25 protein-coding genes are annotated in these 25,639 nt (G+C 66.6%); 3 read left to right on the top strand and 22 right to left on the bottom strand.

Annotated elements, in window-relative coordinates; translation table 11 throughout:
- Nucleotides 1–113: 113 nt before the first annotated feature.
- From metG to C0V75_RS19015, 4 genes are all read right to left on the bottom strand, one after another.
- A complete protein-coding gene (metG, locus tag C0V75_RS19030) occupies nucleotides 114–1,832 on the bottom strand; it encodes a methionine--tRNA ligase (protein ID WP_101922560.1) in 1,719 nt (572 codons plus the stop codon).
- Nucleotides 1,833–1,938: 106 nt separating this feature from the next.
- Nucleotides 1,939–2,481: a cytochrome b gene (locus tag C0V75_RS19025; protein ID WP_101922559.1), complete on the bottom strand. Its 543-nt coding sequence runs from the start codon at nucleotides 2,479–2,481 to the stop codon at nucleotides 1,939–1,941.
- Nucleotides 2,481–3,053, bottom strand: a complete 573-nt coding sequence (locus C0V75_RS19020; RefSeq protein WP_158241885.1) for a YceI family protein — start codon at nucleotides 3,051–3,053, stop codon at nucleotides 2,481–2,483. The genes C0V75_RS19025 and C0V75_RS19020 overlap by 1 nt, the downstream gene beginning before the upstream one ends.
- Before the next feature lie 94 nt (nucleotides 3,054–3,147).
- The gene (locus C0V75_RS19015; RefSeq protein ID WP_101922557.1) at nucleotides 3,148–4,056 is read right to left on the bottom strand and encodes a fatty acid desaturase; all 909 of its coding nucleotides are present in this window, start codon (nucleotides 4,054–4,056) and stop codon (nucleotides 3,148–3,150) included.
- 110 nt (nucleotides 4,057–4,166) lie between these two features.
- Between C0V75_RS19015 and C0V75_RS19010 the strand changes: the two genes are divergently transcribed.
- Nucleotides 4,167–5,024 carry a helix-turn-helix domain-containing protein gene (locus C0V75_RS19010; RefSeq protein ID WP_101922556.1) on the top strand — a complete coding sequence of 286 codons (858 nt, stop codon included), beginning with the start codon at nucleotides 4,167–4,169 and terminating at the stop codon, nucleotides 5,022–5,024.
- A 214-nt stretch (nucleotides 5,025–5,238) separates the two neighbouring features.
- On the opposite strand, the gene C0V75_RS19005 is transcribed toward C0V75_RS19010, so the two are convergent.
- The 12 genes from C0V75_RS19005 to glpD all read right to left on the bottom strand — a co-directional run bounded on the left by C0V75_RS19005 (nucleotide 5,239) and on the right by glpD (nucleotide 17,557).
- On the bottom strand, nucleotides 5,239–5,757 hold the full coding sequence (locus tag C0V75_RS19005; RefSeq protein WP_101922555.1) for a lipocalin family protein: 519 nt from the start codon (nucleotides 5,755–5,757) through the stop codon (nucleotides 5,239–5,241).
- Nucleotides 5,745–6,311 (bottom strand): hypothetical protein, encoded by a 567-nt coding sequence (locus tag C0V75_RS19000; RefSeq protein WP_101922554.1) that lies wholly within the window; start codon nucleotides 6,309–6,311, stop codon nucleotides 5,745–5,747. The genes C0V75_RS19005 and C0V75_RS19000 overlap by 13 nt, the downstream gene beginning before the upstream one ends.
- 67 nt (nucleotides 6,312–6,378) lie before the next feature.
- Nucleotides 6,379–7,518 (bottom strand): iron-containing alcohol dehydrogenase, encoded by a 1,140-nt coding sequence (locus tag C0V75_RS18995; protein ID WP_101922553.1) that lies wholly within the window; start codon nucleotides 7,516–7,518, stop codon nucleotides 6,379–6,381.
- Entirely contained in the window at nucleotides 7,515–8,999 is a 1,485-nt protein-coding gene (gene glpK / locus C0V75_RS18990; RefSeq protein WP_101922552.1) for a glycerol kinase GlpK, read from the bottom strand. The genes C0V75_RS18995 and glpK overlap by 4 nt, the downstream gene beginning before the upstream one ends.
- 112 nt (nucleotides 9,000–9,111) lie before the next feature.
- Nucleotides 9,112–9,615 (bottom strand): hypothetical protein, encoded by a 504-nt coding sequence (locus C0V75_RS18985; RefSeq protein WP_101922551.1) that lies wholly within the window; start codon nucleotides 9,613–9,615, stop codon nucleotides 9,112–9,114.
- A 259-nt stretch (nucleotides 9,616–9,874) separates the two neighbouring features.
- The gene (locus C0V75_RS18980; protein WP_101922550.1) at nucleotides 9,875–11,605 is read right to left on the bottom strand and encodes an ABC transporter substrate-binding protein; all 1,731 of its coding nucleotides are present in this window, start codon (nucleotides 11,603–11,605) and stop codon (nucleotides 9,875–9,877) included.
- 93 nt (nucleotides 11,606–11,698) lie between these two features.
- Nucleotides 11,699–12,100 carry a DUF2160 domain-containing protein gene (locus C0V75_RS18975; protein ID WP_173861103.1) on the bottom strand — a complete coding sequence of 134 codons (402 nt, stop codon included), beginning with the start codon at nucleotides 12,098–12,100 and terminating at the stop codon, nucleotides 11,699–11,701.
- Nucleotides 12,100–12,903: a carbohydrate ABC transporter permease gene (locus C0V75_RS18970; RefSeq protein WP_101922549.1), complete on the bottom strand. Its 804-nt coding sequence runs from the start codon at nucleotides 12,901–12,903 to the stop codon at nucleotides 12,100–12,102. Before C0V75_RS18970 ends, C0V75_RS18975 begins: the two co-directional genes overlap by 1 nt.
- A 1-nt stretch (nucleotide 12,904) precedes the next feature.
- Nucleotides 12,905–13,777 carry a carbohydrate ABC transporter permease gene (locus C0V75_RS18965; protein WP_101922548.1) on the bottom strand — a complete coding sequence of 291 codons (873 nt, stop codon included), beginning with the start codon at nucleotides 13,775–13,777 and terminating at the stop codon, nucleotides 12,905–12,907.
- Nucleotides 13,777–14,859, bottom strand: a complete 1,083-nt coding sequence (locus C0V75_RS18960) for an ABC transporter ATP-binding protein (protein ID WP_101922547.1) — start codon at nucleotides 14,857–14,859, stop codon at nucleotides 13,777–13,779. The genes C0V75_RS18965 and C0V75_RS18960 overlap by 1 nt, the downstream gene beginning before the upstream one ends.
- Nucleotides 14,860–14,862: 3 nt before the next feature.
- Nucleotides 14,863–15,951, bottom strand: a complete 1,089-nt coding sequence (locus C0V75_RS18955) for an ABC transporter ATP-binding protein (RefSeq protein WP_101922546.1) — start codon at nucleotides 15,949–15,951, stop codon at nucleotides 14,863–14,865.
- A 10-nt stretch (nucleotides 15,952–15,961) separates the two neighbouring features.
- A complete protein-coding gene (gene glpD / locus C0V75_RS18950; RefSeq protein WP_254216532.1) occupies nucleotides 15,962–17,557 on the bottom strand; it encodes a glycerol-3-phosphate dehydrogenase in 1,596 nt (531 codons plus the stop codon).
- Between the two features lie 278 nt (nucleotides 17,558–17,835).
- Here glpD and C0V75_RS18945 point away from each other — a divergent pair, with 278 nt between their 5' ends.
- Nucleotides 17,836–18,600 (top strand): DeoR/GlpR family DNA-binding transcription regulator, encoded by a 765-nt coding sequence (locus C0V75_RS18945; RefSeq protein ID WP_101922682.1) that lies wholly within the window; start codon nucleotides 17,836–17,838, stop codon nucleotides 18,598–18,600.
- Between the two features lie 58 nt (nucleotides 18,601–18,658).
- Here the strand turns inward: C0V75_RS18945 and C0V75_RS18940 are convergent, their stop codons facing one another.
- From C0V75_RS18940 to xrtD, 6 genes are all read right to left on the bottom strand, one after another.
- Nucleotides 18,659–19,603 (bottom strand): glutathione S-transferase family protein, encoded by a 945-nt coding sequence (locus tag C0V75_RS18940; RefSeq protein ID WP_101922544.1) that lies wholly within the window; start codon nucleotides 19,601–19,603, stop codon nucleotides 18,659–18,661.
- The gene (locus C0V75_RS18935) at nucleotides 19,603–20,412 is read right to left on the bottom strand and encodes a VOC family protein (RefSeq protein ID WP_101922543.1); all 810 of its coding nucleotides are present in this window, start codon (nucleotides 20,410–20,412) and stop codon (nucleotides 19,603–19,605) included. Before C0V75_RS18935 ends, C0V75_RS18940 begins: the two co-directional genes overlap by 1 nt.
- A 22-nt stretch (nucleotides 20,413–20,434) precedes the next feature.
- The gene (locus C0V75_RS18930) at nucleotides 20,435–20,851 is read right to left on the bottom strand and encodes a DoxX family protein (protein WP_101922542.1); all 417 of its coding nucleotides are present in this window, start codon (nucleotides 20,849–20,851) and stop codon (nucleotides 20,435–20,437) included.
- Between the two features lie 117 nt (nucleotides 20,852–20,968).
- Nucleotides 20,969–21,868, bottom strand: a complete 900-nt coding sequence (locus C0V75_RS18925; RefSeq protein WP_101922541.1) for a LysR family transcriptional regulator — start codon at nucleotides 21,866–21,868, stop codon at nucleotides 20,969–20,971.
- Nucleotides 21,869–21,905: 37 nt separating this feature from the next.
- Nucleotides 21,906–22,961 (bottom strand): glycosyltransferase family 2 protein, encoded by a 1,056-nt coding sequence (locus C0V75_RS18920; protein WP_101922540.1) that lies wholly within the window; start codon nucleotides 22,959–22,961, stop codon nucleotides 21,906–21,908.
- Between the two features lie 5 nt (nucleotides 22,962–22,966).
- A complete protein-coding gene (gene xrtD / locus C0V75_RS18915; RefSeq protein WP_101922539.1) occupies nucleotides 22,967–24,556 on the bottom strand; it encodes a VPLPA-CTERM-specific exosortase XrtD in 1,590 nt (529 codons plus the stop codon).
- Nucleotides 24,557–24,670: 114 nt separating this feature from the next.
- Here xrtD and C0V75_RS18910 point away from each other — a divergent pair, with 114 nt between their 5' ends.
- On the top strand, nucleotides 24,671–25,573 hold the full coding sequence (locus tag C0V75_RS18910; protein ID WP_101922538.1) for an ExeA family protein: 903 nt from the start codon (nucleotides 24,671–24,673) through the stop codon (nucleotides 25,571–25,573).
- Nucleotides 25,574–25,639: the final 66 nt, after the last annotated feature.

Genomic DNA, 25,639 nt, shown 5'->3' with positions numbered 1-25,639 from the left:
TTCCTTTTCTGTCGCCTCCGCTGCCGCGTCGGCTCCGCCGGGGGGCGTTCCGCCCCCGTCGCCCTGACGGGCTCCTCCCCCTGAGAGTATTTGGGCCAAGATGAAGCCGGGGGTCAGGTCCGGACGCCGGAGAATTTCTGTTGCCATTCCGCGCGTTCCTCATCCGTGATCTTGCGGAAGAGGTTTTCGGGGACGGTGAAGTGATGCCCGGAAGGCAGGGCGCGGAGGGTTGCGTGGATATCGTCCGGCCATGTCCAGTCATCGGACCCCATCGCCTGCATCATGGTGGCGGCGGCGTCGGGGATGAAGGGTTGGGACAGGATCGCATAGACGCGGATCAGGTTGAGCGAGAGGCGGACGATCGCCTCGGCCCGCGCGGGATCTGTCTTGACGGCGGACCAGGGGGCGGCGGATTGGAGGTATTCGTTGCCGATCACCCAGATGGCGCGGAGTTCGGCGGCGGCCTTGCGGACCTCCATCTGCGCCATCAGGGTTTCGTAGTCGCGGATGCGGGCGCCAAGGTCGGCGATGAGCGCGGTTTCAGCGGCGGTTAAGTCGCCGCCCGAGGGGATGGTTTCGCCGAGTTTGGACTTGGCGAATTTGGTCACGCGGCTGACGAAATTGCCAAGGACATCGGCGAGGTCCTTGTTCACGGAGGCCTGGAAGTTTTCCCAGGTGAATTCGCTGTCGGAGTTTTCCGGCGCGTGGGAGAGGAGCCACCAGCGCCAGTAATCGGCGGGCAGGATTGACAGGGCCTGATCCATGAAGACGCCGCGGCCCTGGCTGGTGGAGAATTGGCCGCCGTCATAATTGAGGTAATTGAAGGACTTGAGGTAATCCACAAGCTTCCACGGCTCGCCCGACCCCAGGATGGTGGCGGGGAAGGACAGGGTGTGGAAGGGCACGTTGTCCTTGCCCATGAACTGGTAATAGGTGACGTCCGCGGCGCCCTTGTCGGTGCGCCACCAGCGTTCCCATGCGGCGTCGTCCAGGCCGTTGGCATCGGCCCATTCGGCGGTGCCGGCGATGTATTCGATGGGGGCGTCGAACCAGACATAGAAGACCTTGCCCTCCATGCCGGGCCAATCCTCGCTGCCCTTCTTCACCGGGATGCCCCAGTAGAGATCGCGGGTGATGCCGCGGTCTTGCAATCCGTCACCGTCGTTCAGCCATTTCTTGGCGATGGAGGTGGTCAGGATCGGCCAGTCGGTCTTGCTGTCAATCCATGCCTCCAGCTTGTCCTTCAGGGCGCGCTGGCGGAGGTAGAGGTGTTTGGTTTCCCGCACTTCGAGGTTGGTGGAGCCGGAGATGGAGGAGCGGGGGTTGATCAGGTCGGTCGGATCGAGCTGCTTGGTGCAGTTTTCGCACTGGTCGCCGCGCGCGGCCTCGTACCCGCAATTGGGGCAGGTGCCGGTGATGTAGCGGTCGGGCAGGAAGCGGTTGTCGTCGATGGAAAAGACCTGCTTTTCAGAGACTTCGGCGATCAGGCCGTTTTCGGCCAGACGGCCTGCGAAATGCTGGGTCAGGCGGTGGTTGCGCTGGCTGGAGGAGCGGCCAAAGTGATCGAAGCTGAGGCGGAAGCCTTTGGCGAGATCGGCCTGCACCTTGTGCATTTCGGCGCAGTATTCCTCGACCGGTTTGCCAGCCTTGGCGGCGGCCAGTTCGGCAGGGGTGCCGTGTTCGTCGGTGGCGCAGATGAACATGACTTCATGGCCACGGGCGCGCATGTAGCGGGCGAAGAGGTCGGCGGGAAGCTGGGAGCCGACGAGGTTGCCCAAGTGCTTGATCCCGTTGATGTAAGGAATGGCGGAGGTGATCAGAATCCGTGCCATGGATGCGCCTTTCGTCCCGATGCGCGCGCTGTTTAGCGCGGGGTTGCCGCAAGGGCCAGAGGTTAGGCGCGGCGGGTGGCGATTCTGCGACGCTGCGGCCTGCGGGTCAGTCGCGGGCGCGGCCGGTGATCATGCGGCGCAGCGTGCCGTCGCCGTCCATCTCGCGCTTCAGCGCGGCGCCCATGTGGAGGAAGAGGAGGAGGATCAGGACCTTGGTCAGCGCGTCGTGGAGGGCGAAGGCGCGGGCTTCCCAATCCGGGGAGACCGGGGCGATGGCGGGCAGGGTCCAGCGGTCGAAGATCACCACGTCGAGGCCGGTGGCGGCGCTGCCGATCCAGCCGGAAAGGGGGATGGCGAGGAGGAGGAGGTAGATCGCCCCATGGGTGGCGCGGGCGGCGCGGGCCTGCCAGCCGCCGCCGATGGGGCGGGGCGGGGGGCTGTAGAGGTGCCACAGGATGCGGGCGAGCATCAGGGAAAGGGTGAGGAGTCCCAAGGACTTGTGCAGTCCGTAGAGCCAGAGGTTGGCAAGGCCCGGTTGCATGTCCTCAAGCCTGAGGCCGAGGGAGAGCATGACCACCACCAGCCCCGCGATGCCCCAGTGGAGGAGGCGGGAAACGAGGCCGAAGCTTTCGGCGCCGTTTCGCAGCATCAGTCCACCCGGGCGATACGGGCGAGGATGGTGAGGCGCACCTCATCCCCCACCATGTCGGCCCAGCCGGTGGCGCCGTAGTCGGAGCGCAGGACGGCGCCGGTGAGCCGGACGGTGAGCTGGCTGAGATCGCCTTCGGCATGGCCCTTCTGTCGCCAGATCATCGCGTCGAGACTGACCGGGCGGGTGACGCCGCGGATCGTGAGCAGGCCTTCCACCGCGGCGCCCTCGCCCTGCGGGGTGACCCGGGTGGATTGGAAGGACATTTCCGGAAAGCTTGCAGAATCAAGGACTTTCGGCCCCTTGAGCGCCTGTGCGGCGAAGGGGAAGGAGGCCTGTGCGCCGGTCACGTCAAGGGCGACGGCGATTTGCGAATTCTCTACCCGGTCGAAATCGAGGATGAGGTCGGCAGTCTTGACCGGCATGTCGCCGGTGATGAGGTCGGGGCCGAAATCGGTTTCGAACCCCACGACGGATTCGGCGGGTTCGAGGATATAGGGCACCGGGCGAGCCGTGGCGGGGAGGGCCGTCAGGGCGAGGGCGGCGAGCGTGGCGAGGATGGTTGGGCGCATGGTGGCCTCCTGCTGTGTGGCGAGCATAGCAGGAAATGGCCTTTGCGTATCGGGGCTTTGGCGGTGGGGCCTGAGGGATATGGCCTAGCTGCCGTCAGTGTCTGGCATCAGGGCCCGGCATGAGGGGATGCGGGACCGGGTCCTTGGCGCGGAGGAAGTGGGCGCGGAAGATTTCGGCATAGCTGCGGTAGCGGTAGCCGTCGTTGCGGCGCAGGTAGTGATCGCGGTTGGCGGCATAGAGCGCGGGGAGGCGATACCACGGCACATTGGGGTGCATGTGATGCACGACGTGGAAATTGTTGTTCAGAAACAAGAGGGAAAGCGGGCCGCGATCTTCGATGATCACGGTGCGGGCGCGGGCGGCCTCATGCGCGCGGTGTTCGAGGAAGGTGCGGATCTTCAGCAGGCCGTGGCCGATCCAGGCGGCGAGGAGATAGGCCCACCAGGGCATGGCGGCGACCCAGAGCCAGAGGATGACCGGGATGAGGCCGGCGGCATGCAGCGCCCAGTCGCGGCGCAGGCCGGGATCGTTGCGCAAGAGGCCCTTCGCTTCGCTGCCAAGCCACAGCATGGCGCCGAGGAGAGGGCCGATCGTGACCCGGCCAAGGAGCGTATTGTTGAGGCGGAACAGGGACTTGACCCATGCGGGCAGACGCGCCCAGACCACCGGATCGAAGTAGTTCGACTCGGGGTCGTCATAGGGATCGGTCAGGATCGGGTCGTGGTGATGGGCGAGATGGGTGTCGCGGAAACGGCCATAGGGGACGGTCAGGGTGAAGGCCGGGAAGGCCAGGGCTTCGTTGACGCGGCGGGAGCGGAAGGGGTGGCCGTGCAGGATCTCGTGCTGGAGCGAGGAGAATTGCGCGATGGCGATGCCGGTCAGGACGATGCCGAGAAACGAACTGAATTCAAAGGCTTGCGTCGTTCCGATTGCCCAGAGCCCATAGGTGGCGAGGAGGAGGAGCAGGGTTGGCCATTCGATGGCCGGGCTGTCGTCGCGCAATCTGGGGCCCCGTGACAGGAGGATGACAGGATAGCAATAGCACTTGCCTTGGCGGTGGAGAATCCGGAGGATACGCAACGAAAGATCACATTTGGTGAGGAAAGTCACCGATGATGGGAAAAATGGACAAGCGGGATCGGGCCGGGCTGTTTCGCGCGCGGCTGGCCGAGGCGATGGCCGACAAGGGCATGAGCCGCGCGGCGCTGGCGCGGGTGGTGGGGGTGGATCGGTCCACGCTGTCGCAGTTGCTGGCGGCCGGGACGCGGCTGCCGAATGCGCAACTGGCGGCGGATTGTGCGCAGGCATTGGGAATCTCGGCCGATTGGCTGTTGGGGTTGACGGGGCGGCCGGAGCCGATTGCCGATCTATTGGCGACAAGCCTTACCGTGACGGAAGCGCCGCGCGCGCTGATCGACGAGACGATCTTTGGCTGGCATCAGGAGGCGGCGGGCTACAAGATACGGCATGTTCCGGCGACTTTGCCCGACATGTTGAAGACGCGGGCGATGGTGGAGTGGGAATATCGCCCGCAACTGGGCCGGACGGCGGAGCAGGCGCTGGGGGCCTTTGAGGACCGGTTGCAATGGATGCGGAATGCCCGGTCGGATTACGAAATCGCGCTGCCTTTGCATGAGATCGCGGCCTTTGCGGGTGGGACGGGCTATTATGCGGGGCTGGAGGCGCGGGTGCGGGCCGAGCAGATGGACCGGCTTATCCTGTTGACGGAACAGCTTTATCCGTCGCTGCGGCTGTATCTGTTCGATGCGAAACGGGTGTTTTCTGCGCCGGTGACGGTGTTCGGGCCATTGCTGGCGGTGGTCTATCTGGGGCGGCATTATCTGGCGTTTCGGGACAGTGGCCGGGTGCAGCAGATCAGCCAGCATTTTGACTGGCTGGTGAAGGAAGCGGCCTTCAGCGCCAGGGATGTGGCCGAGCATTTGCGGGGGTTGCGGCTGCGGATCGGGTGAAAACGGCTGTGCCGTATCCTGTGCCGCAAACTGTGCCGCAAACTGTGGCCACAGTGCGGGCGGCGAAGGCGGAAATCCTTAAGGAAGGGTGAGGCGGGGCGAGGGGTGCTTGGCCGTGGCGGCTGTGCCGTGTTCCGTGCCGTTTTCTGTGCCGCAAACTGTGGCCACGCGCCGGGCGCTGCGTTTACGGCGGGTGAAGACCGGCGGACGAGGATCAGCGCGTGAAGGTTGCGAGGCGGGTGATGTCGTATCCGTTCCAGTCGAGGATGTCGCGGGCGGCGGTCAGCCGGTCGGGCGGCAGGGGGCCGCCGCGATTGAGGATGAAGCCGAAGCTGCCATCCGGCGTGCCGAGGACGAGGGTGCGCAGATCGGCATCGGCCCAGAGGAGCCACCAGTCGCGGTCAAGCGGTCTGGGGGCCTTGCCCGTGGGGCGCAGGCGGCCGGGGCCGGTGATGGCGAGGGGGCCGGCATAGGCGAGGTCGGCCCCGTTCAGGCAGAGCCGGGCGCGGATGGACAGGCCGGTGGGGGTGGCGGTGATCTCGGCCCCGCCGGGGCGGCAGGTGGCGCGGGCGGCAGTGAAGGCGGCGGCCTGGGTCCAGGTGCCGGTGATCTGGCGCAGGTCGAGGACGGCGTTGGAATAGATCGGCCCTTGTGAGCGGAAGCCGTCGATCCGTGTCGTCTGGGTGCAGGCGGCGAGGAGGGCGAGGAGGAGGGCGGGGATCAGTCGAGGCATAGCGTCACCTCGGCCCCGGTGTCGAGGAGGACGGCATTGCAGCCGAAGAGCGGTTTGATGGGCGAGCAGGAGCGGGAGCGGGCGAGGCATTCGCCTTCGCAATCGTCCTTGCCGTCGCAGCGTCTGCCGCCGTCGCGGGTCTGGTAGATGCAGGCCATGCCGCCGCCTTCGCCGGCGCGGGCCCATGTGCCACCGTCATCTTCGCAGGCGATTTCGCTAGGCGATTTGAGGATGGCGGGGATTGCGGGTTCGGCGGCGGGGTCGGGCGGGGCGGGTTCTGCCGTTTCTGCCGTTTCTGCCGTTTCTGCGGTTGCGGCAGTCGCGGTATCGGGCCTGGGTTGGGGTCTTGGCGCGCCCGCGGGGGCGGCTGTTGCGGAGATCTCGGCTGCCGTGGGGGTGGCGGCTGGAGGCGGGGCGTCGAGCGTGGTGGTGGTGATGGCGCCGCCGGTGACGGGGTTGGCCCCGGATGCGGCTGCGCCGTCACGGCCCGGCTGGCCGAGCTGGCAGGCGGCGAGCAGCGCGAGAGCGAGGAGGGGCGCGAGGAGGCGGGGCATTCACATGTCTTTCCGGGGGCTGCGCCAGAAGGGCAGAAGCCGGGCCGGGTTGCAAGGGGGGAGGCGGTCAGGCAGCGGCGGCGAGGGCGGCGGCGAGGTCCGTGGCGGAGAGCGGCACGGGATTGCCCTTCATCGAGGAGGAGAGCAGGGCGGCCTCTGCGACCTGCGGGTGAAGGCCGGGGGCAAGGCCCTGGGCGGTGAGGCCGGGCAGGCCTGCGGCGCGCGCCCAGGTGGCGAGGGTTTCGGGCGCGTCCTCGGGCGTGCCGCCAAGGGTGGCGGCGATGTGGTGAAAGACGCTGTCGAGGCGGCGGGCGGTTTCGCCTGCGGCATGGGCGCGGTTGAGGCGCAGGATGGGCGCGAGGAGTGCACCGCAGATCGCGCCATGGGGCGCGGGGGTGAGGCCGCCGATGACCCCGGCGAGGCCGTGGACAGCGCCGAGGCCGGCATTGGCGAGCGCGAGGCCGCCGGTCAGGGAGGTATAGGCGAGGGCGTCGCGGGCCTGCGGGTCTTCGGTTTCCATCAGGCGGTGGAGGGCCTTGATCCCCTGCGGGATGGCGGGGGCGGTGAGTGCGTCGGTGAAGGGGGTGGCCTTGCAGGAGATGAAGGGTTCGATCACCTGGGTAATCGCGTCGAGGCCGGAGGCGAGGGTGGTGGCGCGGGGAGTGTTGTCGGTCAGGGCCGGATCGACGAGGGCGAGGCGGGCCAGCATGCGGTCATCGCGGAGACTGACCTTTCGCCCGTGTTCGGGCAGGCCGATGACGGCGTTCTTCGTCGCCTCGGCCCCTGTGCCTGCGGTGGTGGGCAGGGCGATGAAGGGCAGGGGCGGGGCGGCGAGAGGGAGGGCTTTGCCGACCACCTCCAGATGGTCCATCGGGCCGCCGGGGGCGGGGATGAGGGCGGCCAGCGCCTTGCCAAGGTCGAGCGCCGCGCCGCCGCCGAGGGCGGCCACCCAGAGCGGGGCGAAGGGGCGGGCCTGGGCGAGGGCGGCGTCCAGCATCGGGAGGCTGGGTTCAGAGGGGCAGGCGAGGGCGAGGGTTTCCACGCTTTCGCTTTGGAGCGCGTCGATCAGCCAGCGGGCGCGGGCGGCGCTGGCCCCGTGGACGATCAGGCCGCGCTGGCCGAAGGCGCGGATGAGCGCGGGGGCCTTGGCGGCCTCGCCCCGGCCGAAGAGGATGCGCTGCGGGGTGGCGATGGCGAAGGGCGTCATACCGACATCGTCGCGGCGACAGCGCGGCCCCAGCGGGCGTATTTGGCGGCGCGGGTGCGGTCGTCCATCGCGGGGGTAAATCGGCGTTCGAGTGCCCAGCCCTTCTGGAATTCGGCGGGCGCGGGGCAGATGCCGGCCTTGAGCCCTGCGAGATAGGCCGCGCCGAGGGCGGTGGTTTCGGTGACGACGGGGCGGTCCACGGGGGCGCCGAGAATGTCGGAGAGGAATTGCATGGCCCAGTCGGAGGCCGTCATCCCGCCATCCACGCGCAGGATGCCATCGGCGGCGGCGCCCCAGTCGGAGCGCATCGCCTCCAGCAGGTCGCGGGTCTGGTAGCCGACGCTTTCCAGCGCGGCCTTGGCCAGTTCGGCGGGGCCGGAATTGCGGGTGAGGCCATAGACCGCGCCGCGGCAATCGGGCCGCCAATAGGGCGCGCCGAGGCCGGTGAAGGCGGGGACGAGGATCACGTCCTGCGACGGATCGGCGGCATTGGCGAGGGGCTGGGTTTCCTTCGCCTCGCGGATGATCTTGAGCCCGTCGCGGAGCCATTGGACCACGGCTCCGGCGATGAAGATGGAGCCTTCGAGGGCATAGGTCGTCTGGCCGTCGAGCCGGTAGGCGATGGTGGTGAGGAGGCGGTTCTTCGAGGGCACCATGTCGGTGCCGGTGTTCAGAAGCGCGAAGCAGCCCGTGCCATAGGTGGATTTCATCATGCCGGGGGCGAAGCAGGCCTGGCCGACGGTGGCGGCCTGCTGGTCGCCCGCCACGCCGAGGATGGGGATGGGGCGGCCGAAGAGATCGGGGCGGGTGGTGCCGTAATCGGCGGCGCAATCCTTCACCTCGGGCAGAAGCGACATGGGAATGTCGAGCAGGGCGCAGATGTCGGCATCCCATTCGCCCTTGGCGATGTTGTAGATGAGCGTGCGGGCGGCGTTGGTGGCGTCGGTGGCGTGGACCTTGCCGCCGGTGAGTTTCCAGATGAGGAAGGTATCGACGGTGCCGAAGGCCAGTTCGCCCCGTGCCGCGCGGGCGCGGGCGCCGGGGACATGGTCGAGCAGCCATTTGATCTTGGTGCCGGAGAAATAGGGATCGAGCAGCAGGCCCGTGCGGGCGGTGATCATCGGTTCGTGACCTTCGCCCTTGAGCCCGGCGCAGATATCGGCGGTGCGGCGGTCCTGCCAGACGATGGCGCGGTGGATGGGTTCGCCGGTGGCGCGGTCCCAGATCAGGGTGGTTTCGCGCTGGTTGGTGATGCCGATGGCGGCGATGCTGTCGGCGCCGATCCCGGCCTTTTCGATGGCGGCGCGGGCGGTGCCTGCGACGGTGGACCAGAGATCGGAGGGATCATGTTCCACCCAGCCGGAGGCGGGGTAGTGCTGGGGGAATTCCTCTTGTGCTGTGGCGCGGACGCGCAGCGCGGTGTCGAAGAGGATCGCGCGGGAGGAGGTGGTGCCCTGGTCGATGGCGAGGATATGGGTCATGGGCACTCCCTTGGTTTTGTCGTCCCCGCGCGGGGGGCGGTGTGGTCTGGCATGCCTTGCGGCGGGTGGAGGCCCCGGCGCGGCCCATCGGGGACCGTGCCGGGGCGATTTGTCATGTCTTTTGGATCTTTTGCATCACCGCCACAAGGACGATGCCGTAGAGGACATGGCCGACAAGCGCGACCCAGGTGATGCCGGTGAAGTTGAGGAAGAAGGGAAGGCCCGCGATGGCAGTGATGCCGCCGATGGCGAAGACCCAGAGCCCGAAACCGTAGATCGCCGAGGGCAGGAGCCAATGCGTCGGCCCGATCACCGCGCGCCAGAGGGGGGCGAAGATGAAGAGCCAGCCCACCGGGTAGCCGATCAGCCCGACAAGGTAGAAATGCATGAAATAGCCGGCGAAATCGCCATTGGGCAGGCCGAGCGCGCCGAGAAGGCTTTTTGCAAGGCCGTGGGGCGAGAGGTTGGCGAAGCCGAGGGCCGGGCTGACGAGCTGGCCCCAGAGATCGAAGGCATTGCTGGCGAAGAAGCCAGCGACGAAGAGAATGCCCAGCGTCCGGGCGTTCAGGGCGGGAAGCGATCCCGTTTCAGGAGAGGCGGCAGTGGCAAGTGACATGATGAGTTCCGTCCTATGGAGTGCGTGTCCTGCCGCTACGCCCCGGAGGGCCTGTCCGTTACCGGCATGGTCGCATCCTGCGGAAAAACCTGCACCTGCTGCATAGGGTCGTGCCTGTTCCGGTGATCTGTCGGGCATATGCCGCACATCCGGCGGTATCCTTGGGCCAAGGTCCGGAAGGGCGTGGAAGCCGGTCCAGAGGGGCCGCAGCACCTGCCGTGGGGGGAAACGGGCGGGGCTTGCGCCCCGCCCGCAAGGATCAGCCCTGCTGCCAGGACTTGATCAGCTCGTCATAGGAGATCGTTTCGCCCTGGGGCTTTTCGTTCTCCAGCTTGCCGACGGGCGAACCGGGTTCGTCGATCCAGACCTGCGGATCCTGCGGTTCGTTCAGCTTCGGGCCGATATCGCCCTGCACGCCCGCGCGTTCGATCCGCTCCAGCACCTTTTCCTGCTCTTCGCAGAGGGCATCGAGCGCCTCTTGCGGGGTCTTTGCCCCCGACATGGCGTCGCCGATGTTCTGCCACCAGAGCTGTGCCAGCTTCGGATAGTCCGGAACGTTGGTGCCGGTGGGCGACCACTGAACGCGGGCGGGCGAGCGGTAGAATTCGATCAGACCGCCGAGTTTCGGTGCGCGTTCGGTGAAGCTTTCGTGCTGGATCGTCGATTCACGGATGAAGGTGAGGCCGACATGGGACTTCTTCACGTCCACGGTCTTGGAGGTGACGAACTGGGCATAGAGCCAGGCGGCCTGGGCCCGATCCACCGGGGTGGACTTCATCAGCGTCCAGGAACCGGCGTCCTGATAGCCGACCTTCATGCCTTCCTGCCAGTAGGCGCCGTGCGGCGAGGGGGCCATGCGCCACTTGGGCGTGCCGTCCTCGTTCATCACCGGGATGCCTTCCTTGACCATGTCGGCGGTGAAGGCGGTGTACCAGAACATCTGCTGGGCGATGTTGCCCTGGGCAGGAACCGGGCCCGCTTCGCCGAAGGTCATGCCCTGCGCTTCGGGCGGCGAGAACTTCTGGAGCCACTCGATCGCCTTGGTCACGGCATAGACGGCGGCGGCGTCGTTCGTGGCACCGCCACGGGCAACGCAGGAGCCGACGGGCTGCGAGTTCTCGTTCACGCGGATGCCCCATTCATCGACCGGAAGGCCGTTGGGTTCGCCCACGTCGCCCATGCCGGCCATGGACATCCAGGCATCGGTGTAGCGCCAGCCGAGGGACGGGTCCTTCTTGCCGTAGTCCATGTTGCCATAGACGCCGGTCGCCGGGCCGCCCGCATAGGACATGTCGCGGCCGGTGAAGAATTCGGCGATATCTTCGTAGGCGGACCAGTTCAGCGGGACGCCGAGGTCATAGCCATAGGCGGCCTTGAAATCGGCCTTGGTCTTTTCGTCGTTGAACCAGTCGTAGCGGAACCAGTAGAGGTTCGCGAACTGCTGGTCGGGGAGCTGATAGACCTTGCCATCCGGACCGGTGGTGAACTTCAGACCGATGAAGTCCAGCATGTCGAGGTTCGGGTTGGTGACGGAGGCGCCTTCGCCTGCCATCCAGTCGGTCAGGTTGCGGGCCTGCTGATAGCGCCAGTGGGTGCCGATCAGGTCGGAGTCGTTGATGTAGGCGTCATAGATGTTCTCGCCCGACTGCATCTGAGTCTGGAGTTTTTCCACCACGTCGCCTTCGCCGATCAGGTCATGGGTGACCTTGATGCCGGTGATGGCGGTGAAGGCCGGGGCGAGGACCTTGGCTTCGTATTCATGGGTGGTGATGGTTTCGGACACCACCTTGATTTCCATGCCGGCGAAGGGGGCGGCGGCGTCGATGAACCACTGCATCTCGGCCTCCTGCTCCTCGCGGGTCAGGGTCGAGAGATCGCCGATTTCAGCGTCGAGGAAGGCGCGTGCGGCCTCCATATCGGCCCAGGCCGGGGCCGAGCCGAGGGCGATCAGCGCGAGGGCCATCGCCGTTGCCGTTTGTCTGAGTCTCATTAAGTTTCCTCCCAGAATGTGAGACATGCGGTCTTTCGTTCTGCCGGGGGGGAAGGGTCGCATCCGGCCCCCCCGGCGCTGTCATGCCTTGGATCACACCCAGCGGAAGACCGCTGCGGCGTAGATCAGGCAAAGGATCAGCGCGCCCCAGAGGGGAGCGCCGAAGAAGAAGAGCCAGCCGAGGCAGAGGAAGGCCGAGCCCAAGAGCGAGATGAAGAGCCGGTCGCCGCGCGTGGTTTCGATGCGCAGGACGCCGCGGCGCGGGGTTTCGGGGAAACGGATCGCCAGCAGGGTGAAGAGGATCAGCAGGCAGGCGATGACGTAGAAGAAGAGGGCGACCGGGAAGGTCCAGGCCATCCAGCCGCCCGGGATCATCGGGGCGAACCAGTCGATCCCGTCTTCGGTGCGCGGCGTGGCGGCGATGAGGGCCACGAGGATGGCGGCGAGGATGCCGCCGGTGATGAGGTAGATGGCGGTCCAGCGGGAGGCGGTCATTACACCCTCCCCAGGGCGAAGCCCTTGGCGATGTAGTTGCGGACGAAATAGATCACCAGCGCGCCGGGGATGATGGTGAGGACCCCTGCGGCGGCGAGCACGCCCCAATCCATGCCGGAGGCCGAGACGGTGCGGGTCATGGTGGCGGCGATGGGCTTGGCGTTCACCGAGGTCAGCGTGCGGGAGAGCAGGAGTTCCACCCAGGAGAACATGAAGCAGAAGAAGGCCGCGACGCCGATGCCCGAGGCGATGAGGGGCATGAAGATCTTCACGAAGAAATGCCCGAAGCTGTAGCCGTCGATATAGGCGGTCTCGTCAATCTCCTTCGGGACGCCGCGCATGAAGCCTTCGAGGATCCAGACCGCGAGCGGCACGTTGAAGAGGCAATGCGCCAGGGCCACGGCGATATGCGTGTCGAAGAGCCCGACCGAGGAGTAGAGCTGGAAGAAGGGTAGGGCGAAGACGGCGGGCGGCGCCATGCGGTTGGTCAGCAGCCAGAAGAAGAGATGCTTGTCGCCCATGAAGTTGTAGCGCGAGAAGGCATAGGCCGCGGGCAGGGCGACGGTCAGCGAGATGACCACGTTCATGATGACGTAGATCATCGAATTCACATAGCCCATGTACCAGGACGGATCGGTGAGGATCGTCACGTAGTTCTGGATCGTGAAGTCATGCGGGAAGAGGGTGAAGGCCGAGGTGATCTCGGTATTGGTCTTGAAGCTCATGTTCACGAGCCAATAGATCGGGATCAGCAGGAACAGCAGATAAAGCGTCATCACAAGGGCGGAGCCGCGCAGGCGCATGTTATCGGCCCTCCTCTTTGTCGAGATTGGTCATCACGGTGTAGAAGACCCAGGACACCAGCAGGATCACGAGGAAATACATGATCGAGAAGGCCGCGGCGGGGCCGAGGTCGAATTGTCCGACCGCCATCTTCACGAGGTCGATGGAGAGGAAGGTGGTGGAGCTGCCGGGGCCACCGCCGGTGACGACGAAGGGTTCGGTGTAGATCATGAAGCTGTCCATGAAGCGCAGAAGGACCGCGATCAGCAGGACGCCCGCCATCTTGGGCAGTTCGATGTAGCGGAAGACGGCCCAGCGGGAGGCCTGATCGACGCGGGCGGCCTGATAATAGGCCTGCGGGATGGATTGCAGGCCGGCATAGCAGAGCAGCGCCACGAGCGATGTCCAGTGCCAGACATCCATGACGATGACGGTGATCCAGGCGTCGAGCGGATCGTTGGTGTAGTTGTAGTCGATGCCGAGCTCCGCGAGGTAATGGCCGAGAAGGCCGATATCGACGCGGCCGAAGATCTGCCAGATGGTCCCCACGACGTTGAAGGGGATCAGGAGCGGCAGCGCCATCAGCACGAGGCAGACCGAGGCCCAGAAGCCCTTTTTCGGCATGTTGAGCGCGATGTAGATGCCGAGCGGCACCTCGATCGCCAGGATGATGGCGGAGAAGAGGATCTGACGACCGAGCGCCTCGTGCAGGCGGTCGGAGGTGACCATCTCTTCGAACCATTCCAGGCCGACCCAGAAGAATTCGTTGTTTCCGAAGGTGTCGTTCAGGGCGTAGTTCACCACCGTCATCAGCGGGATGACCGCCGAGAAGGCCACGATCACGAGGACGGGCAGGACGAGGAACCAGGCCTTGTTGTTCTGGGTCTTTTCCATCAGGCGGCCCCCCCGGCAGGTGCGACGCGCCAGTCGTCGGCATAGACATTGATGCGGTCGGGCGTGAAGCGGACATGGGTCAGGGCGGCGCCGACGGGCATGCCTTCGGGGGCGATGACATTGACGGGGCTGCCCGCCACTTCGCCGCGCACGATGCGGTGGCGGCCCACGTCTTCCACCCGGCGGATGGTGATGGGGAGGCCGTCGCCTTCGGTCAGCACGCAGTATTCGGGGCGGATGCCGATCTGGGTGCGGCCCGTGATTGGCCCGTAGGCCGCACCCAGCGGGACGGCGGCGCCTTGCAGATGCGCGGTGCCGCCCCGGATTTCCGCCGGAAGGATGTTCATCCCCGGCGAGCCGATGAAATAGCCCACGAAGGTATGGGCAGGGGTTTCGAAGAGGTCTTCGGGCGTGCCCATCTGCACCACGCGGCCGTCATACATGACGACGACCTTGTCGGCGAAGGTGAGCGCCTCGGTCTGGTCATGGGTGACGTAGATCATCGTATGGCCGAATTCGCGGTGAAGCTGCTTGAGCTGGGTCCGCAGTTCCCACTTCATGTGCGGGTCGATCACGGTGAGGGGTTCGTCGAAGAGGATGGCGTTCACATCCTCGCGCACCATGCCGCGACCGAGGGAAATCTTCTGCTTGGCATCGGCGGTCAGGCCGCGCGCCTTGCGGTCGAGGATGTGGTCCATCCCGATCATGGCGGCGATCTGGGCGACGCGGGCCTTGATATAGGCCGCATCCATGCCCCGGTTGCGCAGCGGGAAGGCGAGGTTGTCGCGCACGGTCATCGTGTCGTAGACGACGGGGAACTGGAAGACCTGCGCGATGTTGCGTTCGGCCGTTTCGGCATCGGTCACGTCGGTATTGCCGAAGAGGACGCGGCCTTGGCTTGGGCGCAGGAGGCCCGAGATGATGTTCAGAAGGGTGGTCTTGCCGCAGCCGGAGGAGCCGAGGAGCGCATAGGCGCCGCCGTCCTGCCAGACGTGATCCATTTGCTTCAGGGCGAAGTCCTGTTCGCCGCGCGGAGTGGCGTGGTAGCTGTGGGCGAGGTTCTTGAGGGTGATCTGTGCCATCGGTCAGGCCGCCGCCGCATAGGCCGCAGGGGCGGCGAGGCGCCCGTCGGCATCGAAGAGATAGACATGGGTCGGGTCGAGCCAGAGGCTGACCTCGCTGCCCGCTTGCAGGTCATGGACGCCATGCACGAGGCCGACCCAGCGGTCGCTGCCATGGGTGAGATGGAGGAAGGTCTCCGATCCGGTGATTTCCGACACGCCAAGCGTGCAGCGGAATTCCAGCGCATGGCCGGAATGGGTGTTGAGATGCAGGTGGTTGGCGCGGAACCCGGCGGTGTAGCGGCCATCGGGGAGAGCCGCGAAGGTGCCGTCGGCGGGGGCATGGGCATGGCCGCCGAAGGTAACGCGGTTGCCCTGTTTCTTGCAGGGCACGAAATTCATCGGCGGGTCGGAGAAGACGCGGGCGGTGGTGGCGTCTGCCGGTTGGCGATAGACCTGCGGGGTGGGGCCGAACTGGGTGACGCGGCCTTCCCAGAGGGTGGCGGTGTTGCCGCCCAGAAGCAGCGCCTCTTCCGGTTCGGTCGTGGCATAGACGAAGATCGCGCCCGATTCCTCGAAGATGCGGGGGATTTCGGCACGGAGTTCCTCGCGCAGCTTGTAGTCGAGATTGGCGAGCGGTTCGTCGAGCAGGACGAGCCCTGCCCCTTTCACCAGCGCGCGGGCCAGGGCGCAGCGCTGCTGCTGGCCGCCCGACAGTTCCAGCGGTTTGCGGTCGAGCATCGGGGTGAGTTTGAGCATTTCCGCCGTTTCGCGGACGGCGCGGTCGATGGCGGCCTTGTCCTTGCCCATCAGGCGCAGGGGCGAGGCGATGTTTTCATAGACCGTCAGGCCGGGGTAGTTGATGAATTGCTGATAGACCATGGCGACCTTGCGGTCCTGCACGCGGACGCCCGTCACATCCTGCCCGTGCCACATCAGGCGGCCAGAGGTGGGCGCGTCGAGCCCCGCCATGAGCCGCATGAGCGAGGTCTTGCCCGAGAGCGTGGGGCCAAGGAGGACGTTCATCGTCCCCTTTTCCAGCGTCAGCGTCGTGGGGTGGATATGCATCTGCCCCTTCACGACACGGCTGACGGCTTGCAGTTCCAGCGCCATCGGTCCCCCTTCATTCTGCCGCGGGGCTGATCGCCCCGTGGGTGGCTGCGCCTGCCATGAAGGCATCGAGCGCGGCGATCTGTTCCCTGGTCATGCGCAGACCAAGCTTGGTGCGCCGCCAGACGACATCGGCGGCGGCGCGGGCGAATTCGTGCTGCATCAGCCAGCGCACCTCGGCCTCGGTGAGCGTCGCGCCGAAGTCGCGGCCAAGGTCGGCAGGCGTGGTGGCGGTGCCGAGCAGGGTTTCCGCCTCGGACCCGTAGGCGCGGATCAGGCGGGCGGCCCAATAGTCGGTGAGGAAGGGAAAGCGCGATTTCAGCGCGGTGGTGAGGGCGGGCACGGCGTCATGGGCGAAGGCCCCGCCGGGCAGGGGGACGCGGGCCGTCCACGGGCCCTTGGCCTGCGGGAAGAAGGGCTGGAGCTTTTCCAGCGCGGATTCGGCGAGGCGGCGGTAGGTGGTGATCTTGCCGCCGAAGACGTTGAGAAGCGGCGCGCCGTTGCCGTCGAGCGAGAGGACATAGTCGCGGGTGGCGGCGGTCGCGGATTTCGCCCCGTCATTGTAGAGCGGGCGGACGCCCGAATATGTCCAGACCACGTCCTTCACGGTGACGGGGTTGGCGAAATACTGGCTGGCGAATTTCAGCAGGTAGTCGCGTTCTTCATCCGTGCAGGCGGCGTCCTTGGGGGCGCCGGTGTGATCCTTGTCGGTGGTGCCGATCAGGGTGAAATCCTGCTCATACGGGATGGCGAAGATGATGCGGCCGTCGGTGCCCTGGAAGAAATAGCAGCGGTCGTGATCGTAGAGTTTCTTCGTCACGATATGCGAGCCGCGCACGAGGCGGACGCCTTCGGAGGAATTGATGCGGGCGACGTTGCGGATCACGTCTTCGACCCAGGGGCCGCCCGCATTGACCAGCGCGCGGGCCTGGAAGGTTTCGGTGCCGTCCGGGCCTTCGGTGACGATCTCCCACAGATCGCCCGAGCGGGTGGCGGAGGTGACGCGGGTGCGGGTGAGCACCGTCGCGCCGCGCTGGGCGGCGTCGCGGGCGTTGAGGGAGACGAGTTTCGAATCCTCCACCCAGCAGTCGGAATATTCATAGGCGTGGCGGAAGCGCGATTGCAGCGGCTTGCCGGCGGGATCGCGGGTCAGGTCGAGCGTGCGGGTCGCGGGCAGGATCTTGCGGCCGCCGAGCGTGTCGTACAGGAAGAGGCCGAGGCGGATCAGCCAGGCAGGGCGGCGGCCCTTCATCCAGGGCATGAGGCGGGCGAGGAGGCGGCCGGTGGGCGTGTCGCCTTCAAACCGCATGTCGGGATGGTAGGGCAGGACGAAGCGCATCGGCCAGGAGATATGCGGCATGGCGACGAGGAGGGTTTCGCGTTCCTCCAGCGCCTCGCGCACGAGGCGGAATTCGAAATATTCGAGATAGCGCAGGCCGCCGTGGAAAAGCTTGGTCGAGGCGGAAGAGGTGGCGGAGGCGAGGTCGTTCTGTTCGGCCAGCACGACCGACAGGCCGCGGCCCGTGGCATCACGGGCGATGCCGCAGCCGTTGATGCCGCCGCCGATGATGAAGAGGTCGGCCACTTCGGGCCGTGTCTTCCTGTTCACGCCAGTCTCCTCCCTAGCGGTTGAGAGGTTGAAACGAATCCTACGCATAGGTCAATCCACATTTTTCGCTTTTGCGCGCTTTTACTGAAAGCGAACATTGGCGCGCAAGTGACCTTGGGTAATTCCAGGATTCTCAAGGGTTTGTGAGCAAAGCGCGCAATTTCGCGCTGCGCTGCGGCGTGAGTTCCGCTTGCGCGTGCAGAAACTTTTCCGGCTTGATCGGGGGAAAGACAATATCGAAAGTGCGCGATACTCCGGCGAAGGAAAAGGAACGCGCGATGGCGCTGAGCTTCCGGCAGAGCGAGATTCTTGAGATTGCCCGTGCCGAGGGGCGGGTGGTCGTGGAGGATCTTGCGCAGCGGTTCGACGTCACATTGCAGACGATCCGGCGCGATCTGGCGGAACTGGCCGATATGGGGCATCTGGACCGGGTGCATGGCGGGGCGGTGCCGAAGACCGGGGTGGCGAACCTGGGCTATGAGCAGCGGCGGCGGATGAACGAGGGGGCGAAGGCCGCGATTGCGCGGGCCTGCGCGGCGGCGATTCCGGAGAATTGTTCGCTGATCATGAACCTGGGCACGACGACGGAGGCGGTGGCGCAGGAATTGCTGGGCCATCGCAATATCACCGTGGTGACGAACAACATGAACGTGGCCAATACGCTGGCCGCCAATCCGGGCTGCGAGATCATGGTGGCGGGGGGCGCGCTGCGGCGGTCGGATGGCGGGCTGGTGGGGGAGCTGACGACGCAGTTCTTCGAGCAGTTCAAGGTGGATTACGCGGTGATCGGGGCGTCTGCGCTGGACCGGGACGGGGATCTGCTGGACTTCGATCTTGCGGAGGTGCGGGTGTCGAAGGCGATCATCCGGCAGGCGCGGAAGGTGTTTCTGGTCTGCGACCATTCCAAGCTGGACCGCAGCGCCCCGGCGCGGCTGGCCTCGCTTTCGGAGATCACGGTGCTGTTCACCGATCGCCCGCTGCCGCAGGATCTGGCGCGGAAATGCGGGGAATGGGGGACGGAGGTGGTGGTCGCGTCAGGCTGAGGCCCCGCCCCGCCCGCTCCGGAGATGATCCGGGGGCGGCGGGTCCTGGGGGAGGGTGTCACGCGGTCAGCCAGTCGAGGCGCGGGCCGAGCGGGACGATGCCGTTCGGATTGAGCGTCTTGATCGAATAGTAGCCGCGCTTGATGTGGTCGATTTTCACCGTATCGGCGATGCCGGGCAGGCGATGGACGCGGGCGGTATAGGCGGAAAGCTGCGGGTAATCGGCCAGACGGCGCAGGTTGCATTTGAAGAGGCCGTGATAGGCGGCGTCGAAGCGGACGAGGGTCACGAAGGCGCGGATGTCGGTTTCGGTGAAGCTGTCGCCATGCAGGAAGGCGCGGCCATCGGAGAGGCGGGTTTCCAACGCGTCGAGCGTGGCGAAGACGTCGTGGAAGGCCTCTTCATAGGCGAGCTGGGTGGTGGCGAAGCCCGCGCGATAGACGCCGTTGTTGAGCGTGGGATAGATCGCGTCGTTGAGCCTGTCGATTTCGGCGGCGAGGGCCTGCGGATAGAGGTCGGGACCCTTGGCCAGAGCGCCGAAGCCCGAATTGAAGATGCGCAGGATATCGGCGCTTTCGTTGTTGACGATGGTGGCGGTGGCCTTGTCCCAGAGGACCGGGACGGTGGCGCGGCCGTTCACCTGCGGGTCGGCCTTGCGATAGAGGTCGTGCATGTAGGTCGCGGCGTTGACCGGATCGGCCCCCGGTGCGAAGCGCCAGCCTTCATCGGTCAGTTCGGGTTCGACGATGGAGAGGGTGATGACCTCTTCCAGACCCTTGAGCTTGCGCGCCATCAGGGTGCGGCTGGCCCAGGGGCAGATGAGGGCGACATATAGGTGATAGCGCCCGGCCTCGGCCTTGAAGCCGCCGGTGCCGGTGGGGCCGGGGCGGCCGTCGGGGGTGACCCAGTTGCGGAAGGTGGAGGTCTGGCGGACGAAGCCGCCCTTGGCATCCTTGGCCTGGACCGGATCCCATTTGGCGACCCATCTGCCGTTGACGAGCATCAGACCTTCTCCGTCAGGGTGATGCGGGTTCCCCAGGGGTCTTGCAGGTCGGTCTTGCCGCCGGTGCGGGCGGTGATCGCGGCGAGAGAGGAGGCATCGGCGAGGATTTCAACGGCGGTGAGGCCGGTGGAGGGGCTGCGGGGGCCTGCGCCGCGGCTGTTCCAGGTATTCGTGGCTAGGTGGTGGTGATAGCCGCCTGCGCCGTAGAAGGCGGCGCCGGGGTAATGGGCGGTGACGGGAAAGCCGAGGGTGCCGTGGTAGAAGGACTCTGCCTGTGGCACGTCGCCGACCTGAAGGTGGACATGGCCGATCACGGTGCCGTCCGGCGCGCCTTGCCACGCTGCGCGGGCAGCGGCGGCGAGGTCTTCGACATCGAGCGGATCGGTGGTCATGTGGATCGTGCCGTCCGGCTTTGTCCACTGGCTGCGGGGGCGGTCGGCATAGATCTCGATCCCGTTGCCTTCGGGATCGGCGAAGTAGATCGCTTCGCTGACCTTGTGGTCCGAGGCGCCCTGCACGGGCAGGCGGCTGGCCGAGGCGTGATGGACCCAGGCGCCGAGGGCGGCGCGGTCGGGCAGCAGGATGGCGGTGTGGAAGAGGCCCGCCTCGCGCGCCGAGCGGGCGCGGGCGGCGGGGTCGGCGATGAGCCGCACCAGCGCCCGGTCGCCTGCGCCCATCGCGGCCTCGGTCCCGTCGGAGCGGAGTTTCTCCAGTCCGAGGGCGCGGGCGTAGAAATCGGCGCTGCGGGAGAGATCGGTCACGGTCAGGGTGACGGTGCCGATCTCCATCGGGGCGGTGGCGGTGCTCATCGCTGGTCTCCCTTCGCGTCGGTCAGCGCTTGCCCAGAGCGTAGGCCCCATCGCCCAGAAGCGCCAGCGCCCAGAGCGTGAGCGCCCAGAAGGCGGGGAATTCCCAGCCGCCGCCTTCGTTGGAGAAGAAGAAGCCCGCGGCGAAATGGGGGGTGTAGATGGAGCCGAGCAGGATGACCGAGAGGCCGAGCGCGACGAGGCGGGTCTTGAAGCCTGCGATCAGGGCGAGGCCGCCGAGGAGTTCGGCCGCGATCACGACATAGGCGAGGATGGCGGGCAGGCCGATGGATTCGAAGAAGCCTGCGGTGCCGGCGGGAGTGAAGACGAAGAGCTTGAGCCCGGCATGGAGCAGGAACCAGACGCCCGAGGTCACGCGCAGGAGCGTGGCGGCGAGATCGGCATTGCTGGCGGAGGTGGAGGAGGCGGTGAGGCTGGTCATGGTGCGGGTTCCCTTTTGTCATGGCCGCATGGGGCGGCGATGCGGGGAAGATGCATCAATTCCCTTGCAAAGATAATCCGTCGCGCTGGAAGGATATTGCTTCCGATTTGGAAGGGATCAGCGCGTCCAATCCGGCTTGTGGAACCGGGCGGCGAGGAAATCCACGAGGGCGCGCAGCTTGGCGGTGAGGTGCCGTCCGGGCGGGTAGAGCGCATAGATGCCGCCCGGCGCTTCGGCGAAGCCGGGCAGGAGCGCGGCGGTGCGGCCGGCAGCGAGGCTGGGGCCGGCGACGAAATCGGGGACATGGGCGATGCCGAGGCCGGTTTCGGCGGCGCGCAGGCAGGCTTCGGCATTGGAATAGCGCAGGCGGGCCGTCAGGGGGATGGAGAGCGTCGCCCCCGCGTCGCGGAAGCGCCAGAGCAGCGGGTCGCGGAAATTGGTGTCGATGATGCAGGCGTGGCGCGTCAGGTCTGCCGGATGGGCGGGGGTGCCGTGCCGTTCCAGATAGGCGGGGGCGGCGACGAGGATCGTCTGCATGTCGCAGAGCTTTTTCGCGATCAGCGTGCTGTCGGCCACCCGGCCCGCGCGGATGGCGGCATCGAACCCTTCATCGAGGAGGTTCACCATGCGGTCGGTGAAGGAGACGTCGAGGTCGATCTCGGGGAAGGCTTCGGCGAAGGCGTTGAGAGCGGGGACGAGGCGGAGGGTGCCGAAGGTGAGCGGCGCGGTGAGGCGGAGGCGGCCGCGCGGGGTGGTGGCGCGGTCCTGCACCTCGGCATCGAGGGTGTCGAGTTCGTCGAGGATGCTGCGGATGCGGTCGTAATAGGCCTGCCCGACCTCGGTCGGGGCGAGGGCGCGGGTGGAGCGGTTGAGGAGGCGGACGCCGAGATCGGTTTCCAGCCTTGCCAGCAGTTTGGAGGCCTGCCCGGAGGAGAGGCCGAGCCTGCGCGCCGCCCCGGCGAGGCTGCCGGTTTCCATGATGGCGACGAAGAGGCGGTCGGGTTCGAGGCGGGGCATGAGGGGTGGGGCCTTCGGCTGCGGCGGTCGGCCGAGACTACCAGAAACCCGCGCCGACGCCGCGTGCCATGCGAAGCTGGGCGAGGAGATAGACCAGCAGATCGAAGGCCGCGCCCGCGAGGAAGATCAGGAGCCGCCTGGGGTGGAGCAGCGCCCTGGGATGGGCCAGGGCGCGCTGGGACCGTTTGATGAGGAAATGGACGGAGACATAGCCGTAGGGAAAGCGCGGCAGCGCCCGGCGCAGGAAGGCGGGGAGCCAGTCGTCGCTCTGCGCGGCCTGAGCGAGCAGGGCGCGGCGACCGGCGCGGTCGCTGCTTTCGAGGGTGCGGAAGATCGCCTCGTTGATGGCGGAGCCGATGACGATGCGGATCTGGTGCCGGACGAGGGCGGGGATCGTGCGTTCCGATTCGTAGATATGGGAGGCCTCGCTGCCATCGACGCGGAAGCCGACGGGAGGGGAGTCGAAATTGTCGGTTGCGATGAGGGCATGCAGGAAGCCGTCTTCCACGGGCAGGCCGATGGGCAGGGAATAGCCGCGCGCGCGGGCGGCGGGCATGGCGTAGAGCTGGCCGCAGATGGCCTGACGCCAGTCATTCGCGGTTTCGGCAGAGGCGACGATGAGCTTTTCCACCGGGGTCAGCCGCCGGTCGAGCAGGGCGAGGTCCTTGATCGGGCGCGAGTTCACGGCATGCAGGCGGTCATCGGCCTCGAGGGCCGCGATCAGCCGGGACAGCGTGGCGGGATCGGGCAGGCGGATATCGGCATCGGCGAAGATCAGGATGTCGCAGGTGCTGCGGCTTTCGTCATGGACGAAGCTGTTCCAGGCGCGCGACTTGCCGGATTTCGGCAGGAAGACCGGGACGATGGCGGGGTGGCGGGCGGCAAGGTCGGCCACGATCTGCGGGGTGGCGTCGGTGCAGCCGTTCACGAGCACGACAATCCGCAGGTCATGCGCCGCCAGCGCCTGCTGTGCGAGAAGGTCTTGCAGCGTGTCGGCGATGACGGCGGCCTTGTTATGCGCGAAGACGCCGACATCCACCGTCAGGCGCGCGGGCGCAGGGGCCTTGTCCGCGCCGCTGTCATGGTCGGCCATGGGGATCAGTCCGGCAGATAGTCGGAGAGCACCGGTTCCATCCTGAGGAGCAGGTCCTGCAAGCGGCGGTCGGCGGCGGCGGGGTCTTCGCCGCGGGCGAGGGGGGTGATGATGCGCACGAGGCCGCCATCCTTGCGCCCGTCCAGCACGCCATCCCAGAGCAGCCAGAGCTTCGATCCGAAATCCCAGGCGAGCTGACGGCCGTTCTGGCGGAAGAAGTAATAGGCCAGGAGCCGCTCTTCGCCGAATTGCAGGATGGCGCGGTTGACGGGGTATGGCCGGGCGAGGCCGAGTGCGGGGCCGAGATCGACGCGGTCCAGGGTGGAGAATTCCCAGCCGGCGCCGGGCAGGCACACTTCGGGCGAATGCGCGCCGCTGACCGTCTGGTCGGAGAACCACGACAGGAAGATATCCACCCGTTCCCCGGCGGGATTGGTGGCGCTGGTGAGCAGATAGTCCTGCGGGTTGAGGATCGCGGTGATGTCGGGCGGCAGGGCATCGCGGCGGCCCACCGTCCAGTCGCCGAGCCGGTCGGGGAAGGCGGCGAAATCGGCGCGGTCCGGCGTCACCGTGCGGGCGCCGGGCGAGACCTGCCAGGCCAGGGCGGCAAGCGCGGTGATGACTGCCGCCGCGGCCAGGCTGCGGGACGGTTCCACCAGCAGCAGGCGGCGGGACTGTTCGACGAGGCCGGAATATTCCAGATCCATCGCATCGACGAGGCTGGGCCGTCCGGGACGGAACAGGAGCAGGAAGCGGGCCAGCGCGAAGAGCAGCAGGACGCAGAGGATGAAGATCACCCAGCCTTCGAAGAAATGCGAGAAGCCTTCGACATGGTCGATGCCGAAATACTGGACGATGACCCCGGCCATGGCGATGCGGACGGAGTTCATCAGCACCGAGATCGGCGCGGCCGAGAGCAGCAGGATCGCCTTGTGCGTCATCGGTCCCTGGAAGAGGACGGCGAAGATGTAGGAGAAGCTGAGGATCGGAAAGAGATAGCGCAGGCCGGAGCAGGCCTCGGCCACATGCAGTTTCATCACGCCGAGGTCGATCACATTGCCGTCGAGGAAGACGGGGACATTCAGCAGCTTGAGGAACCAGACGCCGAGTTCGGACGAGATGAATTGCAGGTCGGTGGAGACCTTGTAGTAGAGCACGCCGGGCAGGGGCAGCATGAAGGCGAGATGCACGACTGGCGGCCAGAAGCGGCGGCCCTGGTCCCAGCCGAAGGAGATGAGCAGGATCGCGCCGACCCAGAGGATGAGCGCATAGGCGGTGACATCGCCGATCTCGGCCATCTTGCCGAAGAGGGCGAGGATCAGCGACAGGCCCAGCAGGACAAGACCGGGGATGCGGTTGACCGGTCCGGTATGGATCGGTTCCTCCTTGAGCTGGCGCAGGAAGAGGATGGCGGACAGGACCGGGATCAGCGGACCATGGCTGTATTCCGGCTGTTTCCACGAAACGAGGAGCGTCTCGATGCCCTGCCAGAAGAAGATGAAGGCGCCGAGCGTGGCGAAGGCCAGCCAGAAGAGGCCCGCTAGACGGGTGCGGGCGACAAGCCGGTCGGGAAGATGGGCCGGAGCGTCATTCATGCAGGCAAATCGCTGAATCGGAGGTGGACGTCGGAAAAAGTGTTAACGGTTGCGGCACGTTCTGGCAAATGGGGTGTAGGACGGACGGTGGGAATCGGGACGGGACACGGGCGAATGGGCAACATTCTGGACATCTATACCGATTTCTACGGGCTGAACGCGCGGCCCTTCGCCATCGCGCCCGATCCGGAGCTGATTTACTGGTCTTCTGCGCATAAGCGGGCCTATTCGCTGCTGGAATACGGGATCATCACGCGGGCGCCGATCACGCTGATCACCGGGGAGGTGGGATCGGGCAAGACGGTGCTGATCCAGCATCTGCTGCGTGCCGGTGCCGAAGATGTGACCTATGGGCTGGTGTCGAATGCGCAGGGCGGGCGGGATGAACTGCTGCGCTGGGTGCTGCTGGCGCTGGGGCAGGGGGCAGAGCCGGGGGATACCTATGTGGACCTCTATGCCCGGTTCGAGGAACATCTGGTGGCGGAATATGCGGCCGGGCGGCGCGTGGTGCTGGTTTTCGACGAGGCGCAGAACCTGACGGCGGAGTCGCTGGAAGAGATCCGGATGTTCACCAACATAAACACCGGGACGGATGAGTTGTTGCAGGTGGTGCTGGTGGGCCTGCCGGAACTGCGCGAGCGCATCCTGCGGCCTGGGCTGCGGGCCATCGCGCAGCGGGTGACGGCGGCGTTCCACATCCCGCCGATGGATGCCGCGACGACGGCGGCCTATATCGCGCACCGGCTGGCCTGTGTTGGCGGGCAGGCGCCGATGTTCACGCCGGAGGCCGTGGCGATGATCCATGACCACGCGCGCGGCGTGCCGCGGCTGACCAACCAGCTTTGCGATTTCGCGATGGTCTACGCCTTTTCCAAGGGCAGCCCGGAGGTGGACCGGGTGACGGTGAGCCAGGTGCTGCGCGACGGCGTGTTCTTCGCGGGGATCGAGCCCGCCGCGATCTCGGCCGAGGAAGAGACGGTCCGGGTGCCGATGTTCCGGGCGGGCCGGGACGGGTGAGGCTGGGGTGGCTTACAATACGGGCTTAGGTCGCCATCCATCCCGGCCGTGGCCGTGATGGTATCG

Origin of the sequence: Tabrizicola sp. TH137 (assembly GCF_002855575.1) — a bacterium.
GTDB lineage: Bacteria > Pseudomonadota > Alphaproteobacteria > Rhodobacterales > Rhodobacteraceae > Paragemmobacter.
This window is presented reverse-complemented; position numbering and strand designations above follow the sequence as displayed.

Bases quoted from the DNA above. Each gene is read 5' to 3' on its own strand.
- metG (WP_101922560.1), bottom strand. From the start codon at position 1,832: ATGGCACGGATTCTGATCACCTCCGCCATTCCTTACATCAACGGGATC.
- C0V75_RS19025 (WP_101922559.1), bottom strand. From the start codon at position 2,481: ATGCTGCGAAACGGCGCCGAAAGCTTCGGCCTCGTTTCCCGCCTCCTC.
- C0V75_RS19020 (WP_158241885.1), bottom strand. From the start codon at position 3,053: ATGCGCCCAACCATCCTCGCCACGCTCGCCGCCCTCGCCCTGACGGCC.
- C0V75_RS19010 (WP_101922556.1), top strand. From the start codon at position 4,167: ATGATGGGAAAAATGGACAAGCGGGATCGGGCCGGGCTGTTTCGCGCG.
- C0V75_RS19005 (WP_101922555.1), bottom strand. From the start codon at position 5,757: ATGCCTCGACTGATCCCCGCCCTCCTCCTCGCCCTCCTCGCCGCCTGC.
- C0V75_RS19000 (WP_101922554.1), bottom strand. From the start codon at position 6,311: ATGCCCCGCCTCCTCGCGCCCCTCCTCGCTCTCGCGCTGCTCGCCGCC.
- C0V75_RS18995 (WP_101922553.1), bottom strand. From the start codon at position 7,518: ATGACGCCCTTCGCCATCGCCACCCCGCAGCGCATCCTCTTCGGCCGG.
- glpK (WP_101922552.1), bottom strand. From the start codon at position 8,999: ATGACCCATATCCTCGCCATCGACCAGGGCACCACCTCCTCCCGCGCG.
- C0V75_RS18985 (WP_101922551.1), bottom strand. From the start codon at position 9,615: ATGTCACTTGCCACTGCCGCCTCTCCTGAAACGGGATCGCTTCCCGCC.
- C0V75_RS18980 (WP_101922550.1), bottom strand. From the start codon at position 11,605: ATGAGACTCAGACAAACGGCAACGGCGATGGCCCTCGCGCTGATCGCC.
- C0V75_RS18975 (WP_173861103.1), bottom strand. From the start codon at position 12,100: ATGACCGCCTCCCGCTGGACCGCCATCTACCTCATCACCGGCGGCATC.
- C0V75_RS18970 (WP_101922549.1), bottom strand. From the start codon at position 12,903: ATGCGCCTGCGCGGCTCCGCCCTTGTGATGACGCTTTATCTGCTGTTC.
- C0V75_RS18965 (WP_101922548.1), bottom strand. From the start codon at position 13,777: ATGGAAAAGACCCAGAACAACAAGGCCTGGTTCCTCGTCCTGCCCGTC.
- C0V75_RS18960 (WP_101922547.1), bottom strand. From the start codon at position 14,859: ATGGCACAGATCACCCTCAAGAACCTCGCCCACAGCTACCACGCCACT.
- C0V75_RS18955 (WP_101922546.1), bottom strand. From the start codon at position 15,951: ATGGCGCTGGAACTGCAAGCCGTCAGCCGTGTCGTGAAGGGGCAGATG.
- C0V75_RS18945 (WP_101922682.1), top strand. From the start codon at position 17,836: ATGGCGCTGAGCTTCCGGCAGAGCGAGATTCTTGAGATTGCCCGTGCC.
- C0V75_RS18940 (WP_101922544.1), bottom strand. From the start codon at position 19,603: ATGCTCGTCAACGGCAGATGGGTCGCCAAATGGGATCCGGTCCAGGCC.
- C0V75_RS18935 (WP_101922543.1), bottom strand. From the start codon at position 20,412: ATGAGCACCGCCACCGCCCCGATGGAGATCGGCACCGTCACCCTGACC.
- C0V75_RS18930 (WP_101922542.1), bottom strand. From the start codon at position 20,851: ATGACCAGCCTCACCGCCTCCTCCACCTCCGCCAGCAATGCCGATCTC.
- C0V75_RS18925 (WP_101922541.1), bottom strand. From the start codon at position 21,868: ATGCCCCGCCTCGAACCCGACCGCCTCTTCGTCGCCATCATGGAAACC.
- C0V75_RS18920 (WP_101922540.1), bottom strand. From the start codon at position 22,961: ATGGCCGACCATGACAGCGGCGCGGACAAGGCCCCTGCGCCCGCGCGC.
- xrtD (WP_101922539.1), bottom strand. From the start codon at position 24,556: ATGAATGACGCTCCGGCCCATCTTCCCGACCGGCTTGTCGCCCGCACC.
- C0V75_RS18910 (WP_101922538.1), top strand. From the start codon at position 24,671: ATGGGCAACATTCTGGACATCTATACCGATTTCTACGGGCTGAACGCG.